The sequence below is a fragment of the Planctellipticum variicoloris genome, assembly GCF_030622045.1.
GTDB lineage: Bacteria > Planctomycetota > Planctomycetia > Planctomycetales > Planctomycetaceae > Planctellipticum > Planctellipticum variicoloris.
Map to the genome: position 1 here is coordinate 6,334,027 of NZ_CP130886.1, position 18,096 is coordinate 6,352,122.

The 18,096-nt window shown below is 65.5% G+C and carries 11 protein-coding genes; 4 read left to right on the forward strand and 7 right to left on the reverse strand.

Annotation, left to right across the window (positions count from 1 at the left end):
• Positions 1-128: 128 nt before the first annotated feature.
• The 4 genes from SH412_RS24785 to SH412_RS24800 all read right to left on the reverse strand — a co-directional run bounded on the left by SH412_RS24785 (position 129) and on the right by SH412_RS24800 (position 2,561).
• Positions 129-614, reverse strand: coding sequence for a VOC family protein (locus tag SH412_RS24785; RefSeq protein ID WP_336520719.1), 486 nt, complete (start codon positions 612-614; stop codon positions 129-131).
• Positions 615-900: 286 nt separating this feature from the next.
• A complete protein-coding gene (locus SH412_RS24790) occupies positions 901-1,509 on the reverse strand; it encodes a hypothetical protein (RefSeq protein WP_336520720.1) in 609 nt (202 codons plus the stop codon).
• A 147-nt stretch (positions 1,510-1,656) separates the two neighbouring features.
• Positions 1,657-2,067, reverse strand: a complete 411-nt coding sequence (locus tag SH412_RS24795; RefSeq protein WP_336520721.1) for a DUF1398 domain-containing protein — start codon at positions 2,065-2,067, stop codon at positions 1,657-1,659.
• Positions 2,068-2,099: 32 nt separating this feature from the next.
• A complete protein-coding gene (locus tag SH412_RS24800; protein WP_336520722.1) occupies positions 2,100-2,561 on the reverse strand; it encodes a MarR family winged helix-turn-helix transcriptional regulator in 462 nt (153 codons plus the stop codon).
• Positions 2,562-2,900: 339 nt separating this feature from the next.
• Here SH412_RS24800 and SH412_RS24805 point away from each other — a divergent pair, with 339 nt between their 5' ends.
• The 3 genes from SH412_RS24805 to SH412_RS24815 all read left to right on the forward strand — a co-directional run bounded on the left by SH412_RS24805 (position 2,901) and on the right by SH412_RS24815 (position 9,848).
• A complete protein-coding gene (locus tag SH412_RS24805; RefSeq protein WP_336520723.1) occupies positions 2,901-6,242 on the forward strand; it encodes a PSD1 and planctomycete cytochrome C domain-containing protein in 3,342 nt (1,113 codons plus the stop codon).
• A 249-nt stretch (positions 6,243-6,491) separates the two neighbouring features.
• Positions 6,492-7,895 carry a DUF1501 domain-containing protein gene (locus SH412_RS24810; RefSeq protein WP_336520724.1) on the forward strand — a complete coding sequence of 468 codons (1,404 nt, stop codon included), beginning with the start codon at positions 6,492-6,494 and terminating at the stop codon, positions 7,893-7,895.
• Positions 7,896-8,060: 165 nt separating this feature from the next.
• Positions 8,061-9,848, forward strand: a complete 1,788-nt coding sequence (locus SH412_RS24815; RefSeq protein ID WP_336520725.1) for an RDD family protein — start codon at positions 8,061-8,063, stop codon at positions 9,846-9,848.
• A gap of 37 nt (positions 9,849-9,885) precedes the next feature.
• On the opposite strand, the gene SH412_RS24820 is transcribed toward SH412_RS24815, so the two are convergent.
• The 3 genes from SH412_RS24820 to SH412_RS24830 all read right to left on the reverse strand — a co-directional run bounded on the left by SH412_RS24820 (position 9,886) and on the right by SH412_RS24830 (position 17,151).
• A complete protein-coding gene (locus SH412_RS24820; RefSeq protein WP_336520726.1) occupies positions 9,886-13,176 on the reverse strand; it encodes a cation-translocating P-type ATPase family protein in 3,291 nt (1,096 codons plus the stop codon).
• Between the two features lie 166 nt (positions 13,177-13,342).
• Positions 13,343-13,489, reverse strand: a complete 147-nt coding sequence (locus tag SH412_RS24825) for a hypothetical protein (protein WP_336520727.1) — start codon at positions 13,487-13,489, stop codon at positions 13,343-13,345.
• A 119-nt stretch (positions 13,490-13,608) separates the two neighbouring features.
• Positions 13,609-17,151: a PVC-type heme-binding CxxCH protein gene (locus SH412_RS24830; protein WP_336520728.1), complete on the reverse strand. Its 3,543-nt coding sequence runs from the start codon at positions 17,149-17,151 to the stop codon at positions 13,609-13,611.
• Between the two features lie 265 nt (positions 17,152-17,416).
• Here SH412_RS24830 and SH412_RS24835 point away from each other — a divergent pair, with 265 nt between their 5' ends.
• On the forward strand, positions 17,417-18,019 hold the full coding sequence (locus tag SH412_RS24835) for a hypothetical protein (RefSeq protein WP_336520729.1): 603 nt from the start codon (positions 17,417-17,419) through the stop codon (positions 18,017-18,019).
• Positions 18,020-18,096 lie beyond the last annotated feature (77 nt).

Genomic DNA, 18,096 nt, shown 5'->3' on the forward strand with positions numbered 1-18,096 from the left:
ACGAGGCGGCCGACTGACACTGCGATTTCGGCCGGGTCGGCTTCAATGTCAGCGGGCACGCCCCGGATCACACCGTGCCAGACATCCTTGCCCGAATCCGGGCTTCGGCGTTTCGTTCTCCAGAACGCTCAGCCGCGGACGGCCGCTTCGATGGCTGCGATGTCGATCTTGCCCATCTCCATCATCGCTGCGAAGGCGCGCTGGGCGGCGGCCGGGTCGGGGTTGGTGATCGCTTCCGTCAGTGCGACCGGAGTGATCTGCCAGGACAGGCCCCATTTGTCGGTGCACCAGCCGCACGCGCTCGCCTGGCCGCCGTTGTCGATGATCGCATTCCAGTAACGATCCGTTTCCGCCTGGTCCGCGGTCGCCACCTGGAACGAGAAGGCCCAGTTGTGCTTGACGGCGGGGCCGCCGTTGAGCCCGAGGCAGGGAATGCCCATCACGCTGAACTCGACGGTCAGCACGTCCCCCTGCTTCCCCGACGGAAAGTCGCCCGGCGCGCGATGCACCGCGCCGACGGACGAATCGGGAAAGGTCCTGGCGTAAAACTGCGCCGCCTCTTCGGCGTCGCCGTCGTACCAGAGGCAAATCGTGTTCTTGGCAGCCTGCACCATGTCACTTCTCCCTCGCGATGAGCCATCCACGGCCGGAGCCGATCCTGTGCGGAACAGAGGTTCGGCGTCTTCGCCTGTTTTGACTCGTAATGCCGCCGGAGGTCGGCGCTTGTCGCCCCGGACTCAGGCAAGTCAGTCTCCATTGAGACATGATTACGCCGAACGAGGCCTCGAAGCCAACGCCTGTGCCGCCACCTGGTCGATCCGGCGCAGGATCATCGACGTCTGGCGGAAGGCCCGAGTGTGCTTCGGCGCAGCTCCCGGCGGTTCCGACGCACCTGTCACCTCATTTGGACTGTGGAGCCGACTGACCGCCGGCGAGAAGTTCGCGAGTCAACGCGGTTTCGACATCCAGGCGATTCGCGATCGCGCGACTTGCGGAGATGTCGTCGCCCCCCAGAGCAAAGGCTTCTCGCTTTGCTCGGACGATTTCTTCGACGTCGCAGACCATTCGATGCCAGTCCTTCAGCGCGGCCAGTCGGTCCTCCCGCGATTCCGCCACGTCGAACTCGGCTCTGGCAAGGTCGGAGAGCGCTCGCGACATGACGCCCTGATCGTCGGCGTACTGATTGATTCGAGCCCCCGCGCGCCACGCCTTGTCGAGGGACTGGACCAGTTTGCGAAGCGCCAGGACTTTCTGCCGACGAGCCAGCTTCAAATGCGCTTCGAGCTCCGCGCGGGACTTCAGCGCAAGCTCGTCGGCCGACAAAACGTCCTGGCGGAGCAGCAATTGAAACTCTTCTTCGACGGCCAACTCGTCGACTTTTCCCGCCGAAACTTCCGGCGGTCTGGTCGCGGCCGGGCTGTCCTGGCCGCTCGCCAGGGCCGACCAGAACCAGACCGACATCGCCGGGACAAGCACCGCCGCCGAGCCGCGAAAGAAGTTGTGTTCCATCGAGAGTGTCTCGCAACGCCGTTGAACTCGGTGAAATGAGCCGCCGTCCAGCAGTATGCACCGGCCAGCAGCGTCGAGCAAAGACAATTCGTTTCGCTTCAATTTCCACGAGAGGAAATTCGACGACTCTCATGCATTGCCGGCAATTCACTCCCCGGCCGGTCGCGACGGAAACTCCTCCACGTGGCTCTCCCCGTTCCGGCCGAAGTAGATCACTCGGCGGCCGGTGATCTGTGCGAAGTAGCCGACGCAGCCGGCGGCCATCGTCTTGCGGATGAAGTCGAGATAGGTGTGCTCGCCCCGCTGGCTCTGCCGGACCGCCCCTGCGACGGTCGCCGCGCAGAATTCTGCGCCCGTCGCGTCCGGCGGGTGGGGAGTGGCGACGACCAGCGATGCGCCGTCCGGCAGATAATAGGTCGTCTCCTGCCGGCTGTAATCCGTGTGATAGCGCTCCACGCCGGCGGCCATCAGGCGGCCGACAATGTCCGGAAACGCCAGGTCTCCCGACAACGATCCCCGCGCGCATTCCTGAATCGTGCTGGTTACGGCTGCGTCCATCGTTTCTGACCCCTGTGGTATTGAGGTTTCGGTCAGGTGACGGGGATGTCTTTCCACCCCTGCCGGCGGACAATCTCTTTGAGCAGGCCGACGAGCCGGGCGGCTTCGTCGCCGTTGAGATGGCCGAAGAATTCGCGGTCGTTTTCGTCGGCGAGCCTGGCCAATACCGGGACGAGCTCCGTCCCCGCCGGGGTCAGGGCGACCGATTGAAAGCGTCGGTCCTGGTCCGACACGGTGCGCGCGACGAGCTCCTTGTGCATCAGCCGCTCGATCAGCTTGGAGACCGTCCCCCGCGTCATGCCGAGCGCTTCGGCCAGGCGACTCGGATTCGTGGCCCCCGCGTCCAGCATTTCGCGGAGCAGCACCCACTCGGCGACCGTGACGCCGCGGGCTTCGACCTTGCGGGCGAAGGCCTGCGAGACGTGGTTCGAGACAAAGCGGAGCCAGTAGCCGGCGTGATCTTCCAGGCGACTGGCGGATTCCGAAGAGGTCATGTCCCGCTCCAATAGTTTCCTAGGAAACTGTATCGGCGGGAGTCGCGCTCGTCAACAGGTTTCGTCGGCAGGGATTCGAATTTCTTGGGGGAGGAGGGCCGTCGGATTCCCCGCGGCAAATCCAAGTTTCCAAGTAGGGTGAGTCGAGTCCGCGAGGCTCACCTCTTCGATCAAAAACCTCGGTGAGCCTCGAAGACTCGACTCACCCTACCCCCGTTTCCCGATGCAACTTGAGTCGAGTCATGCCCGGATTCCCATTCCCCCCTCAACAACCCATCCAGAATCGTTTATACTCAGGGACGACGACTGCTGGCCGGATACTCCCGAGGATCTGTTCCGATGCCCGACGTGCTCCGTTGGCTGCTGCCCGCTCTGCTGGCGTTCGGCCCCAACCCCGCGCTGGCCGATGATGCCGAGGCCGAAGCCTTCTTCGAGAAGGAAGTCCGACCTGTGCTGATCGATCAGTGCGGGAAGTGTCACTCCGGCGTGAAGAGCGAGGGGGGGCTGTCGCTCGAATCGGCGGCGCTGCTGGCGAAGGGAGGGGACTCCGGGAAGGCGATTGTCCCCGGCGATCCGGCGGCGAGCCTGCTGATCCGGGCGATCCGCCACGAGGGGGATGTGCAGATGCCCCCCGAGAAGAAACTCTCCGACCGGCAGATCGCCAGTCTCACGGAGTGGGTCAAACTCGGAGCGCCGTGGCCGAAGGCGGTCACCCTCTCTGGCCAGGGGGATCTGGGGGAGCGGCAGCGGGCGCACTGGGCGTTTCAGCCGGTGCGAGAACCGGTGGTGCCCGTGCCGGGACAGCCGGACTGGGTGCAGACCCCGGTCGATGCGTTCGTGCTGAGCGGACTCGAAGCCCGTGGGCTCTCCGCATCTCCGCCGGCCGACCGGCGGACGCTGATCCGGCGGGTGACGTGGGATCTGACCGGGCTGCCGCCGACGGCCGAGGAAGTCGCCGCGTTCGAACGGGACGACCGGCCCGATGCGGTCGAGCAACTGGTCGACCGGCTGCTGGCTTCGCCGCACTACGGGGAGCAGTGGGGCCGGCACTGGCTGGATGTGGCCCGGTACGCGGATACGAAGGGTTACGTTTACGCCCGCGAAGAGCGGTTCTGGACGCAGGCGTGGGCGTATCGGGACTGGGTAGTGCGGGCGCTGAATACGGACATGCCTTACGACCAGTTCCTGCGGCTGCAACTGGCGGGGGATCAGGTGGCGACGTCGCCGGATGACTTGGCGGCGATGGGCTTCCTGACGCTGGGCCGGCGGTTTCTGGGGGTGACCCACGACATCGTCGACGACCGGATCGATGCGGTATCGCGGGGGATGCTGGGGCTGACGGTGGCGTGCGCGCGGTGTCACGATCACAAGTACGATCCGGTCCCCACGAAGGACTATTACTCGCTGTATGGCGTCTTCCGGTCGAGCGCCGAGAAGCAGGTCGTGCTGCCGGTGCAGAACGGCGTGACGCCCGACGAGGCGTTTCAGAAGGAACTGCAGCAGCGGGAAGAGAAGCGGCGGACGGTGCTGGCGGAGAAACGGGACGAGGCCTCGGCCCTGGCCCGGTCGCGCGTGAAGGAATATCTGCTGGCGCAGCTCGAACTGAGCAAGTACCCGGCGGAAGGTTTCGACGTGATCCTGGCGAAGACGGATTTGATCCCCGCCTTCGTCCGACAATGGACGCAGCATCTGGTGGTGGCGGCTCAGCAGCCCGAGCCGGTGTTCCGGGCGTGGACGGCGTTCGCACAACTTCCGGCGGAAGAATTCTCACAGAAGTCCGCCGAGCTGGCCGCGCAACTGAAGAGCGGCTCGCTGGGTGCGGTCAATCCGCGCGTGCTGGCGCTGCTTGATCCGGCTCCCGCGACGCTGCGAGAGCTGATCGAGCGCTACGGGACGCTGTTCGAGCAGGTGGAAGCAGAATGGCAGACGCTGGTGAAAGCCGCGAAGGAGGGGGGCCAGCCAGTTCCAGAACGACTGCCGGATCCAGCGGCGGAAGAACTGCGGCAGGTGCTCTATGGACCGTTGTCGCCGAGCGTGGTGCCGGATGACGCGATTCTGAACATCGAGCTGTTCTTCGACAGCGGCACGCTGAATGAGTTGTGGAAGCTGCAGGCGGAGGTCGAGCGCTGGCTGATTCAGTCGCCGCAGGCGCCCCCCGTGGCGGTGGTGCTGGAAGATCGGACGCCGCGGGGAAATCCGCGGGTGTTCAAGCGGGGGAACCCGGCGACGCCGGGCGAGGAGATTCCCCGGCGGTTCCTGGAGATTCTGTCGGGGCCGGACCGCGCGCCATTTGCGCATGGAGCCGGCCGAAGGGAACTGGCGGAGGCGATTGTGCGGGGGGACAACCCGCTGACGGCGCGGGTGATCGTCAATCGGGTCTGGATGCATCATTTCGGAGCAGGGCTGGTGAAGACGCCGAGCGACTTCGGTCTGCGGGCGGAGCCGCCGAGCCATCCGGAACTGCTCGACTGGCTGGCGGCCCGGCTGGTGGCGGAGGGCTGGAGTCTGAAGTGGCTGCACCGGGAGATTATCCTTTCGGCGGCGTATCAGCAGGGATCGACGGGGCCGGCCGATGCGGACCTGCTGGCGCGAGCGCGGCAGCTCGATCCGGAGAACCGGCTGTTGTGGCGGGTGACGCCGCACCGGCTGACGTTCGAAGAACTGCGGGACGGGATGCTGGCGGCTTCGGGGCTGCTGGACGATCGGGTCGGCGGCAAACCGGCGGATCTATTTGCGGCTCCGTATCCTGCACGGCGGACGGTCTACGGATTGATCGACCGGCAGTTTCTGGCGGGGGTGTTGCGGGCCTTCGACTTTGCGAATCCCGATCTGCACATTCCGCAGCGGAGCGAAACGACAGTGCCTCAGCAGGCGTTGTTTCTGCTGAATCATCCGTTCCTGGCGCAGCAGGCGAAGGGACTGACGGAATCGGCGGAGTTCGCCGCGGCTCAGACGCCCGAAGACAAGGTCGACGTGCTTTATCAACGGCTCTATCAGCGACCGGCGAATTCGTCCCAGCGGGCGGCGGCGACGGGATTTGTCGCGGCGATCGAAGCCGAGACGCAGCAGACGAAACCGACGAAGCCGAATGCGTGGGAGTACGGTTATGGTCCGTACGATCCGCAGGCGGGATTGCTGAAGGGGTTTCAGAAATTGCCACACTTTGACGGGGCTGCGTGGCAGGGCGGGCCGGCCTGGCCCGATGCGACGCTGGGCTGGGCGCAGCTCACCGCGAGCGGGGGCCATGCCGGGAACGACCTGGAACATGCGGTGGTCCGCCGGTGGATCGCACCCCGGAACATGACGATCGCGATTCACGGGTCGCTGGAACATCCCTCGGGAGCGGGGGACGGCGTGCGGGCGACGCTCATCGTCGGGAAACAGGGACAGGTGAAAACCGCGGAGGTCCACAACCGGACGGAACCGTTCGAAGTGGAGCGGGTCGACGTCGCGGCGGGGGAGGCGGTCGACTTCGTGGTGGATATCCGTGGGACGCTCAATCACGACGAGTTCCTGTGGGCGCCGGTGATTGAGGAACTGACGCCGACGGCGACCGGGCCGGCGGAACGCTGGCCGGCTCAGGAGGACTTTTCGATCACGGCGCCGGCGAAGCAGCTTTCGGCCTGGGAGCAACTGGCGCTGGTGCTGCTGATCAGCAATGATTTCGCGTTTGTGGATTGAAAGGCGAAGAGGAAGATCTCTCGCAGAGACGCGGAGAAGACGCGACGAAGAAATGTCGAATGACGAAGGCGGAATGTCGAAAGTAGAGAGGCCTCGAGACGAGAACCAGTGAATCACTGCGGCCGCTCGTCTCAGCCCCGTCAGGGGCGGAAGAGTCATAGCCCCGTCCGTGAGGGCGGGGTTGATTGCAATGGCAGTCTGAACGAGCCCCGGAGGGGCGACAGATCGCCTTGAAACGAGGATGTGATCATGGAATTTCAGTTGCCGAACATGAATCGCCGCGATCTGCTCACCCGCTCCGGCATGGGCCTGGGCATGCTCGGCCTGGCCGGCGTGCTGCAGGCCGCCGATGGCGAGGCCGCGACCAATCCGCTGACGCCGCGGCAGCCGCACTTTCCGGGCAAGGCGAAGCGGGTGATTCACTTCTTCCTGAACGGCGGCCCGTCGCACGTCGACACGTTCGACTACAAACCGTCGCTGGAGAAGTATGCGGGGAAGCCGCTGCCGACGAATCTGCTGACCGAAAGAAAGACGGGAGCGTCGCTGCCGTCTCCTTTCAAGTTCGAGAAGCGGGGGGAATGCGGGACGCCGGTCAGCGAGATTTTCGCCAGGACCGCCGAGCATATCGATGACATTGCGGTCATCAATTCGATGTACGCGCAGGTGCCGAACCACGAGCCGTCGCTGATGCTGATGAACTGCGGCGACTCGGTGCAGCCGCGGCCGAGCACGGGGGCGTGGGTGCTGTATGGGCTGGGTTCGGAGAATCAGAACCTGCCGGGATTCATCGCGATGTGTCCCGGCGGCTACCCGATCAAGGATGCGGAGAACTGGCAGTCGGGGTTCCTGCCGGGGGCCTACCAGGGAACGTTCATCGATCCGCAGCAGCGGACGCTCGACAAGCTGATCGAGAACATCCGGCGGACGCATTCGTCGTCAGCGGCTCAGCGGCGGCAGCTCGATCTGCTGGCGCAGCTCAACCGGGAGCATCAGGCGCCGCGGATCGACCCGCGGCTCGAGGCGCGGATTCAGTCGTTCGAACTGGCGTTCCGCATGCAGCGCGACGCCGAGGAAGCGTTCGACCTGTCGCAGGAGCCGAAGCACATCCAGGACTTGTATGGCGCCGGAGTCCACGGGCGTCAGACGCTGATCGCCCGACGGCTGCTGGAGCGGGGCGTCCGCTACGTGCAGCTCTGGCACGGTGCGGGGCAGCCGTGGGACAACCACGATCAGATCGAGGCGAATCATCGCCGGCTGGCAGGGGAGCTCGACCCGGCGATCGGCGCGCTGCTGACAGATCTCAAGCAGCGGGGGATGTTCGAGGACACGCTGATCCTGTGGGGGGGCGAGTTCGGACGGACTCCTTCGGTGGAGCTGGGTGGCGACGGCGCGGCGAAGGCCGGGCGGGATCACAATCACTACGGGTTCTCGGTCTGGCTGGCGGGGGGCGGGATCAAGGGAGGAACCGTCTACGGGGCGACGGACGAGTTCGGCTTCAAGGCCGAGGTCAACCCGGTAAGCGCGCACGATCTGCACGCGACGATGCTGCACTGCCTGGGGTTCGACCACGAGAAGCTGACGTATCGGTATGCGGGGCGGGATTTCCGTCTGACCGACGTGCACGGACGGGTGCTGACCGACATTCTGACGTAGGGTGCGCTTACGCGTGCCGTATTGCGCATGCGATGCCCCCATTCGGCAGGCGGGAGCCTGCCCTACGCGCCCATCGTGCGCCGCGATACGCTGCCGTGATCCGACGGCGGGCGGCCTGCGTTCTGCAGGTGAACTCTGCCGCGCTGGGCTGAATCGGGGGTCGTCATGTCGGGGTCTGCACCGGAATCGCTGGGTGACGCTGCGTTCGACGAGGCCGACGCCCCGGCAGGCTATCGCAGCCGGGATGCGAAATCGAAGTTCCAGACGTGGTTCGGTCTGCTGGTGGTGACGTACGTCATTCTGCAGCTCGTCGTGCCGCAGGTTGTGCAGTACACGTGGATGCCGGAAATGTTCGCCTTCAGCGGACAGATGCGGATTCCTCGGTACGAGAAGGCGTTCGTCTGGAAGGGAGACGTGTGGTATCCGACGGTCGACCCCATGAAGATCATTCAGGGGATCTATGACCTGGAGAGCATGGACGCGGCGGGGAACGTGACGCCGGGCCGGCGCATGCGGATCACCGGGGGACTGGGCGAGGGGCAGTTCTATCTGCCGCAGGGCGATGAGCTGTGGATGCTCAGCGCGAACAAGGTCGTGCGGTTGATTCCAGACCATCAGCCGCTGGTGTCGTCGCTGCAGGCGGCGAACAATCCGCTGTCGGCGCTGGTCTCGCCGCCGATTCTGCAAGACGGCGTAGTGACGATCGTCGGTTCCGATGCGGTCGGCAACGACGGTCTGTATCAGTTTGAAAACGGGATGTGGGTGCTGAAGGGCATCGTGAATTCCGTGGCAACGCCAGCCGAACTGCAACCTTCGCCGGCCGGACCGCCCGTCACGCCTCCCTATGGGAGGGACCAATACCGCCTGATCGAGTTCGGCGGTCGGACGGCGGCGTTCTGGAGAAACGGTGAGGATCAGCGTTTGCGATTTTCTCCTGAGCTGGTGCTGTCGCCAGTTCCCGTCAAGGATGAGGGCGCTCCCGCCGACGCCTGGCAGCCGGTCCGGGAAACCGTCTGGCAGGAGCTGGAGTTCGCCTGTCCGACAGACTGGTGCGTGGGCGTCGCGGACGGCCGATTACACGTCGCGACTCTGCAAACGAGCCCAACCAGCACCGTCAGCGTGTGGCGACAGGAGAACAACGGCTGGAAGGAAATCAGCAGCCGGAATGTCGCCGCCGCCGAAAGTCTCGTGTGGCTGGAAGGCCTTGATAACGAACCGACCTCGCTGCTGACCAAGCGGCTGTCGCAGGGGTACGAGCTGATTCCGTTCCGCAACGGGGAACTGGGCGCGTCGATCAAGGGAGGCGGGATCTTCGGGTCGCTGATGAAGAACATCGTCTGGCTGACCGTGGTCCTGACGATCTTCGGTACGGTCAACATGCTGACGACCGTGACGCTCAGCGACTGGCTGTTGCGGAAGTACCGGTCGTCGACGTACTCGTTCGGTAAAGAAACCTGGGAGCTGGCTTCCTTTACACGTCGCGGGATCGCCAGGACGATCGACCAGCTTCTGATCAACACGCCGGGCTCGATCGTGTTCTGGATGGCGCTGTCGTCCTTTGATGTCGACGAGGCGATGGCGGCCATCAAGCGGGATCCGCTGCCGTTCTTCATGAGCCTGCTGTGGCTCGTCGGCGTGCTGTTCGGCAGTCTGCTGCTGGGCTGGATCGTCTACAGCATTACCGAGGGAATCTGGGGATTGAGTCCCGGGAAATGGATCTGCGGCGTGCGAGTCTGGCGGCGGACTCTACGGCCGTGCGGCGTGTTCCGGGCCGCAGTGCGTCTGATTTTGCTGATCGTCGATGGATTCTTCGGCTACGGCATCGGACTGGCCGCCGCGGGACTGTCGGCCTGCCGGCAGCGCGTGGGGGACATGGCGATGGATACCGTGGTCGTCCGAGCCGGGACTCGTCGATTCGACGGCCCGCCCCCCGGTTCGCTGATGCAGGACTGAGGCACGTCCGCTCGTCTCCCGGCCGGTGAAACCGGCCCTACTCGACCGGTGCTTCAGGCGGAACGGGCTCCGGTTCCACCGGGGGGAACCAGGGAAGTGCTGGCATCGGGGTCGGGTCGCCCCACCAGAACTGGGCCCGGCGGGTAGCCTGGGGGTCGATGATTGTCAGCGGTCGTCCCGCGAGCGAATCCTTGAGCAGCGACCAGTAGAGCTGTTGACGCGTCAGAGTTGGCGAGGCGGCGTCGACGTCGCGCAGGGACGCGAACCGGGCGGCCCGGCCCTCGGCCTGCGTGCGGAATCTCGTCGCCTCTTTGCGGGCGACTTCCAGCGTGGCCGCGGTTTCTCCCGACAGCACAGCCGGACCGGTCGCCGTACTCCACTGCCGCCAGTCCTCGTCGGTGAGCGTCGGTCCGGCGGACGGTTCGGTGTTGGTCAGATCCTCGCTGCGCGGCCGGGGAGTCATTGCTTCCAGTCGACCGGCCAGCACCGGACCGACCGCCTGCTGGCGAGTGCGGATGGCGTAGGCTTCCGCTTGATTGACGAGCAGCTCCTGCTCTTCGAGGGCGTCGGCGACGTCGCGATAGGCGGGAACGACGGGACGCGGGGGATGGACGTCGAGCCAGAGCAGATCGGTGACTTCGATCCCGAGCCGGCACGACTCCAGTCGAGAACGGAGGGCGACCAGGCATTCCGCTTCGACGAGCCGTCGGCGTTCGGTCAGCAGATCGTCGAGGGGGCGTTGCGCGGCGGCCTCGCGGAGCGCGCTCTCCGCAGCCTGCCGGATCACGCCATCGGGATCGGCGCTGCCGCGGAAGATGAACTGAGCCGGATCGACCACCCGGTACTGCACCTCGGCGGTCAGCTCGATCGGCAGCTCGTCAGCCGTCATGACCACGGCTTCATCGGGAATCAGTCCACGCTCGGCATGGTCGCTGACCCACTCGATGGCTTCCGCGTGCTGCGGTCCCGCGAACTGGGGTACGGCACGGAAACCGATCGGTACGCTGCGGACCAGGTCCGGTCGGACGCGATAAGCACGTTCGAGCGGCCAGGGCCAGCGCCAGGCCCAGCCCGCTTCGAGCGTCTCGATATGCCGGCCGAATCGCGTGATAAGGGCGACTTCGTCGGGCTGAACGAAGACCACGCCCGAAAGGAGCCACGCCGCGGCGAGGCCGGACGCCGCCAGTCGCAGGACCAGCGTCCAGCGGGAGAGGATCCAGTAGACCCAGGCCGAGGGGGACAGAGCGGTCGAGATGCGATCGAGCCAGCCCGGCTGCCATTTCGCCGTCGTTGGTTCGCGGGAGCCGTCGTCGAACCAGAGGAGCCGCATCGCATTGGCCATCACCGCCAGCGACGCAATTTCGTGGAACACCGCCGCGGCAACGGGACTCAACCAGCCGGCCACGCACGCCGCGACTCCCAGACCATTCACGCCGCAGGCGAACAGAAAAATACTCTGGCGGATGTTCTGCAGGAAGGCGCGCGACAGGCGGACGAGACCCGGCAGGGCCGCGAGCGGTTCGCCGAGCAGCAGAACGTCGCCGGCTTCGGCGGCCAGGTCGCCGCCGGGACGACCGACAACCAGCCCCACGTCCGCGGCGGCGAGGGCGGGGGCATCGTTCACGCCGTCGCCCACCATCGCCACGTGCCGACCGGCGGACCGCTGCTGTTCGATCCAGCGGGCCTTGTCGGCGGGAGATTGTTCGGCGGCCACGTGGTCCAGTCCGCCCAGGTCCCGGACGATCGCCGCCGTCGACTGCGGACGGTCGCCCGTCAGGAGTGCAAACTGCCGGATGCCGTCGGCGCGCAGTCGATTGAGGATCTCGCGCGACTCCGGGCGGACCGTGTCGCGAATGCCGACCAGCCCGAGCCACGCGCCATCGATCGCCAGGCCCAGGGGCGTCTGACCCGCAGCTTCGAGCCGGGACCAGGCATTGTCCGCGGCCGGGGTGATCTCGATCCCCTGCTGCTGCAGCCAGCCGCGATTGCCGAGGACCAGCGTGCGGTGGCGCTTGTGCGGCACGGGGTCGTTGGCGTCGAACGCCCACTCGCCGAGCGTCGTCGCGCGGACGACAGACTTCACGCCCAAGCCCGGTTCCGAATGGAACTCAACCGGCGGAACCAGCGCCATCGCGCGAGATTCGGCTTCACGCACCAGCAGACGCGCCACGAGATGTTCGCTGAGCCGGTCGGCGATGGCGGCGGTCCGCAGGACCTGATCGGCGGAGATGTCCGCGAGCGGAACGATCTCGCCGAGGGCGAGCGCTCCCTGGGTCAGCGTGCCGGTTTTATCAAACGCAAAGGTGTCGACGGCCGCCAGGCGTTCGAGGGAGACCGAGCCCTTCACGACGATCCCCCGCCGGGCAAGCCAGGCCAGGGCCGCCATCACCGCCGCGGGCGTCGCCAGGACCAGCGGACAGGGACACGCCACAACGAGCACGCTGAGGGCCGGCAGCGCCCCCTCGCGCCAGGAACCGGTGGCAAGCCGCCAGCCGATCCACGTCCCCGCAGCGATGATCAGCACGGCGGGGAGGAACCAGCGGGCCAGGCGATCGGCGAGGCGTTCGGTCGAGGTCTTTCGCGCCGACGCGGAGCCCACCAGGGCCGCGACCTGCCCGAGCGACGTGTCTTCGCCCACGCGTTCGCTGACGATGGTCAGCGAACCCTGCTGATTGACCGTCCCGGCGAGGACGCGGCTCCCTTCGAGCTTGGGGACCGGCAGTCCTTCGCCGGTGAACGTGCTCTCGTCGACGGTCGAGCGTCCTTCGCGGACGGAGCCGTCGACGGGGATCCGTTCGCCCGGCCGGACAACGACGACATCCCCCACGCGGACTTTATCGGCAGGGACGTCGCGCTCGCGGCCGTCTTCGCTGAGATGCGCCATGGCCGGCCGCAGCGCAAACACCCGCCGGACCGCCCGACGGGCGCTGTCGATCGTGTAACCTTCGAGGCTTTCGCCGACGAGGGCGATGAAGACGACGAGGGCGGCTGTGGAATGCTCGCCCAGACCGATCGCCGCCAGGCAGGCGACCGAGAGCGCCAGATCGACGCCGAACCGACCGGCGAGAACCCCTTCGAGCGTATGAAACAGAATCCGCGCCCCGCCAATCAGCGCCGCCCAGAGGGCGAGGCGATAGCCCAGGACAACGCGCCAGCTTCCGCCAGTCCACTCCCCGACGAAATCAGCAAGCAGCAGTCCGCCGACAAGAAGCGTCAGGACGTAGAGCGGAGCCGAGCGGTAATGAAATTCGAGGCGCGACCGGTCCCCGGCTCCGTCAGGAGTCGTGCGGCAGGCGACTTCGCACATCGATTCGGGAATGTAGTGCATGGGGGGAGAAGAGAGTGGGTAGTGGCTGGTGGTTAGTGGCTAGTGAAATGCGTTGGGTGGCACGTCCCTGAGGCTTTGCGAAGGGCGTGGCTTGCAGTCGTAAGTCGGCCACGCCCTTTCGCGGATTCCAGGCTTGCCACTCAGAGAAGACGCAAGTCCCGTCTCCCTAGACTCGATCACACTCGGCCCGCAGCGCTTCCCAGTCCGGAAGATCGGTACGGTCCTTCCAGATCCCGGCGGCCTGCCGAAACCGGCGCAAGCGTTCCTCATTCGACATGCCGCCGACCAGTTGAGTCAGTGCCTCATGCACCACCTGCGACTCCGTCAAACCACGATCTTGCGCCAAGCTGGAAAGCAGAACGCGGTCTTCCGACGATAGTTCCAGAGTGACAGTCTCCATCATTCGTCTCCCGTCAGGGCTGCAAGCCGCCCCTACTTCTTCTTCAGCGTCTGCGCGTACTCAATCACGTCGAGCAGCTCTTCGACGGTCATCGTTTTCTGCAGGTCCGCCGGCATCAGCGAAACCGACTGCTTCTTCAACTCTTCGATCTCCGACTTCTTGATCGTCCGGGCGATGGCGTCGGTTCCCTTCAGCACGATGGCATCGTCCGTGTCCGAAACCTTGATTCCCGAGATCGCGTTGCCGCTGTCGGTCACCGCGGTCCACGTCTCGTAGTTGTGGCTGATGCCGGCGCTCGGGTAGAGGATCGATTCGAACATCGCTTCCCGGCTCAGCTTCGAGCCGATCTCGGTCAGGTTCGGGCCGACTTCCTTTCCTTCGTTCGCCACGACGTGGCAGGTGTTGCACTTGCCGACCGTGTTGAAGATCACCTTCCCCTTGTCGATGTTTCCCTTGCTCTTGAGAAGCTGAGCCAGCGGCGGCAGCGGCTCCTCGTTGCGCGACGGAGGCAGCGGGTACAGGGCCGTGATGTCCGGCTTGAACTCGTCGAACGCGGCCGTCTGCAGCGCGAACGCCGCCGCCTGGCTAAGGTCTTCGGCCAACTTCTTCGCCTTGGCCCGTTCGAGGAGCTGCATCACCCCCTGCTTCGACCGGCCGAGGGCTTTGACCGCTTCCTGCCGGACGGCCAGCGGACGTTCGGCATCGTCGACGACCGGCGTCAGCAGTCCGGCGGTCCGGTTGTCGGTCGCGTTCCCCAGCGCCTTCGCTACCGCCGCCGCCTTGAGCGCATCGTCCTGCTTGAGGGCCGCCATCAGCAGCTTGCGGTGTTCTTTGCCGACGAGCAGCTTCACCGCATCGACGGCCAGCGAGGTGTCCGGCTGCGTTTCGAGAATCGCGATGATCTCCGGATAGCGGTCCTGCAGATTGAACCGGTCGACCAGCGTCAGAAACTGCAGCTTCCCTTTCGACTGTTCGAGGACGCGTTCGAGCGCCTTGAGCTGCTCCGGCTGCTTAGTGATGTCGAAGCCCTGCACGCGATTGATTGCCTCGGCGACGATCTGGCTCTGCAGGTCGTCAGGCAGGCCGGTCGTCTCGAAAGCAAGCTTTGCGATCGCGGCGTTCTTTTCGTCTCCCTGCAGGAAGTCGAACGCCCGGAAGTACCGCGGCAGTTCCTCGGCCGGGGTCTTGGGGTCAGTGATGATCTTCGCGAGCAGGTCGGGCGTTTGCGTTGCGCGGGAGCGCCAGACGATGTCGCGACCGGCTTTGGTGGTGAGGGTATTGGGAACCCGTTTCAGATAGGCGTCAAGGCGCGCGTCCCATTGACCTTCGGCGCCGACGCCGAGCGATTCCAGTTGCCAGCGGTCGTGACCATCATAGAGCACGGCGAGGTTGGTCCAGATGCCGTTGGCGGACGCACCCGTCTTTCCCCGCAACGAAATGGCCGCTTCGCGCCGCAAGGCCGGGGAGTGCTCGAGCACCGTCGGCTGGACAGTCCCCGGAATACCCAACTGGCGCAGCGCGCGCATCGCGAGCACGCGGAACTCTTCGGGTGATGATCCATCCGGCTTGAGCGCTCCCCAGAATACCTTGCTGGCCGCTCCCATCGCCTGATCCGACAACAGGCCGGGCAGCTTCGTCAGCAACCAGTAGGCTCGTGCCTTCACTCGCGGATTCGGATCCTCCTGAAAGACCCTGATCAGCGCCGGCTCGGCCTGCACGCCGAACTCGTGCAGCGCCTGCCACGCCAGATACCGCGTCGCCAGGTTCGGACTCTTCAGGGCCGCGATTGCTCCCTCGACCGTGCTGAAATCTGTTTTCGGGACCGTGTACTTCACCCCCGGAGGAGCGACGCGGAAGATCCGGCCGCGTTCGACGTCTCCCTGGCGATGGCCTCCCACGCCCGGGTCGTACCAGTCGGCGATGATCAGCGAGCCGTCCGGAGCCACGCAGACGTCGCTCGGGCGGAACCACTTGTCACGGGCCCCTTCCAGAATGTTGACGATCTCCGCCTGGTAACCGGCTCCGTCGGGCTTCGTCACATAGGCCCGCACCACGTTCGGACCGGCGTCGCAGTGGATGAGCTGATTGCGGAAAATTTCGGGCAGCAGGTCTCCCTCGTAGATGCAGATCCCGGTCGGCGAGCCGGCCCCGGTCTGCAGCAGATTCGGGACCACCCCCGGATCGTTGAGGTGCCAGTGGCGGAGGGGAATTTCGCTCTCCAGATTCGTCCGCGGCGACTGCCAGCCGGCCCCGGTCATCTCGTCCTTGTAGCCGTAGTTGCCGAACTCCATCACGTAGTTGATCCGCACGCCGCGATTGCCGTCGTCGTCGTTGTCCGACTGCCACATCGTGCCGAAAGAATCGACGCAGACTTCCCAGTTGTTCCGGAAGTTCCAGCCGAGGGTCTCCACTTCGCTGCCATCGAGATTGCAGCGGAAGACCATCCCCTCCTGATACGGCTTGCGGCTGTCGTTGACGGAGTTCCCCGCCTTGTCGACCACCGGGTTGCCGGCCTTGTCCTTGAGCTGCTTTCCCGCGTTGCCGAAGTTGAAATAGAGTTTTCCATCGGGGCCGAACACGAAGGCGTGAATGCCGTGATCGTGTTGCGCGCCGCTGATGCCGGTGAAGAGAATCTCCTTGGAGCCCTCGTCGGCCTTCAGGTCGCCGTCGCGGTCGTAGAGCGAGAAGACGCTGTCCCCCGCCGAGACGATCACCCGCTCGCCGAGGACGCAGACGCCGTGCCCGCCGTCCATGTCCCGGCCTTGGTAGAAGACCGTGGTCTTGTCGCAGACGGCGTCGCCGTCGGTGTCTTCCAGGACGAGGATGCGGTCCCCCTCCTTCCGTTCCGGATTGTTCGGGTTGGCGAAGTGCCGGTAATTGACGACTTCCACGACCCAGATCCGGCCGAGGTGATCGACGTCGATGTTCGACGGGCTGAAGAGCACCGGCTCACCCGCAAAGAGCTTGGCTTCCAGGCCCGGCGCCACGTCGAGCTGCGCCACGGCGTCCTTCAGCTCGTGGCTCCCCTGCCCGGGAGCCGCGGTCGGCTGGGAAATCGACGCGGGCGGCTGCTGCGTATAGACCAGAAACTGCACCGTGCTGCCGCAACCCTGACGGACGCCTCCTTCGTCGAGACCAGCCGTCGCGACAAATTTCGTGTAGCCTGCGGGCAAGTCGTAGGCGATCACCGAATTGGCGTGGGTGCCGATGCCGTTCGCGATCTCGCGACCGTCGATCCGCATCGGCCGGCCTTCGGCATTGGCGTTGATCCGCACCTGGCTGTGCCCGGTCGTGGCCGACTTCCAGACCAGATCGGTCAGTTTCTTTTCCCCCTCAGGGCCGATCAGCTTCGCATCGGCCCAGTCGGCCCAGTCGCAGCCGAAGCTGTCGCCGCCATCGCGAACGACGAGATAGAGCTCCTTCGCGCCGGCGATATCGGCCTCGACCTTGACCGCCTGGCCCGGCGTCGCCGGCGAGACCACTTTGCTGTCAAAAACGGGTTTCGCATCGGCCGCCAGGAGGAGGCTCGAACAGAAGACCATGTGGAGACCCAGACCGGTGCGCCAGACACTCATGGAAGTCGACTCCGAGGCAGTGATTCCGTGGAGAAAGTGTGCGGCCGATGATACCGGGCGGGAGGGGGGAGACGAAAGGGGGGAGAGGAGGTGATGAGTGGCGAGTGGTCAGTGGCGAGTGAAAGGCTTCCGGGTGGCACGTCCCTGAGGCTTTGCGAAGGGCGTGTCCCTCGGTTTTCGAAAGACCACGCCCATCGAAGACTCTGGGCGTGCCACCCGGCGAGCGACCGATTACAGTGACGTCCTCCCTACCCTGGATTCCTCAATGAGTGAGCCGCTGCTGTTGTGCCGGGTCTGCCTCGCATGGTGCGAGCCGATTCTGGACATGTGCACGACCTGCGCGAGCGTGCTGGAGGTCTCCGAGCCCGATCCCTCCCGCGAACAACTGACAACCCGGCTCGGCACGGTCGTGCATTCGCTCGGAGCGGTCGACGTCTTCCGGACATCGCTGCCGTCGAGCGGCCGGCTGCTGGCGACAACCACCGGCCTGCTGTTCCTGCCGGCCCTGCAGGAACATCCCCGCGGCGGCTGGATGGCGCAGCCCGCACCGCGGACGCCGCTGGGGCTCTGGAGTCACCATCTGCTGCAGCAGCTCCGACACTGGCTGCACAGGAACGGCTCCGTTCCGCCCGTCGAGGGAGCGCCGCCGCACGGCTCGGAACCGGCCGACTGGCTGCTCGATCTGCCCGGCGCCCTCTTCGTCGAGCTGACCAGCATTCAGAAACTGACCGTTCGCAAGGAGACGTTGCGGATCGAACGCCAGCCCTGGCGGACGCTCTCGTTCATCTCGCTGGCGGACCGGTCGGAACTGGTCCGCGCGCTGGGGGAACTGCACCGCCACGGAACGTGGCGGGACGTGCTGGGGTAGGGAGGCGTCGATGGTCTATGGTTGATCGTCTATCGTTGATAGCCGGAGAAGGCGACAAGCGTCTTCTTCTGACTATC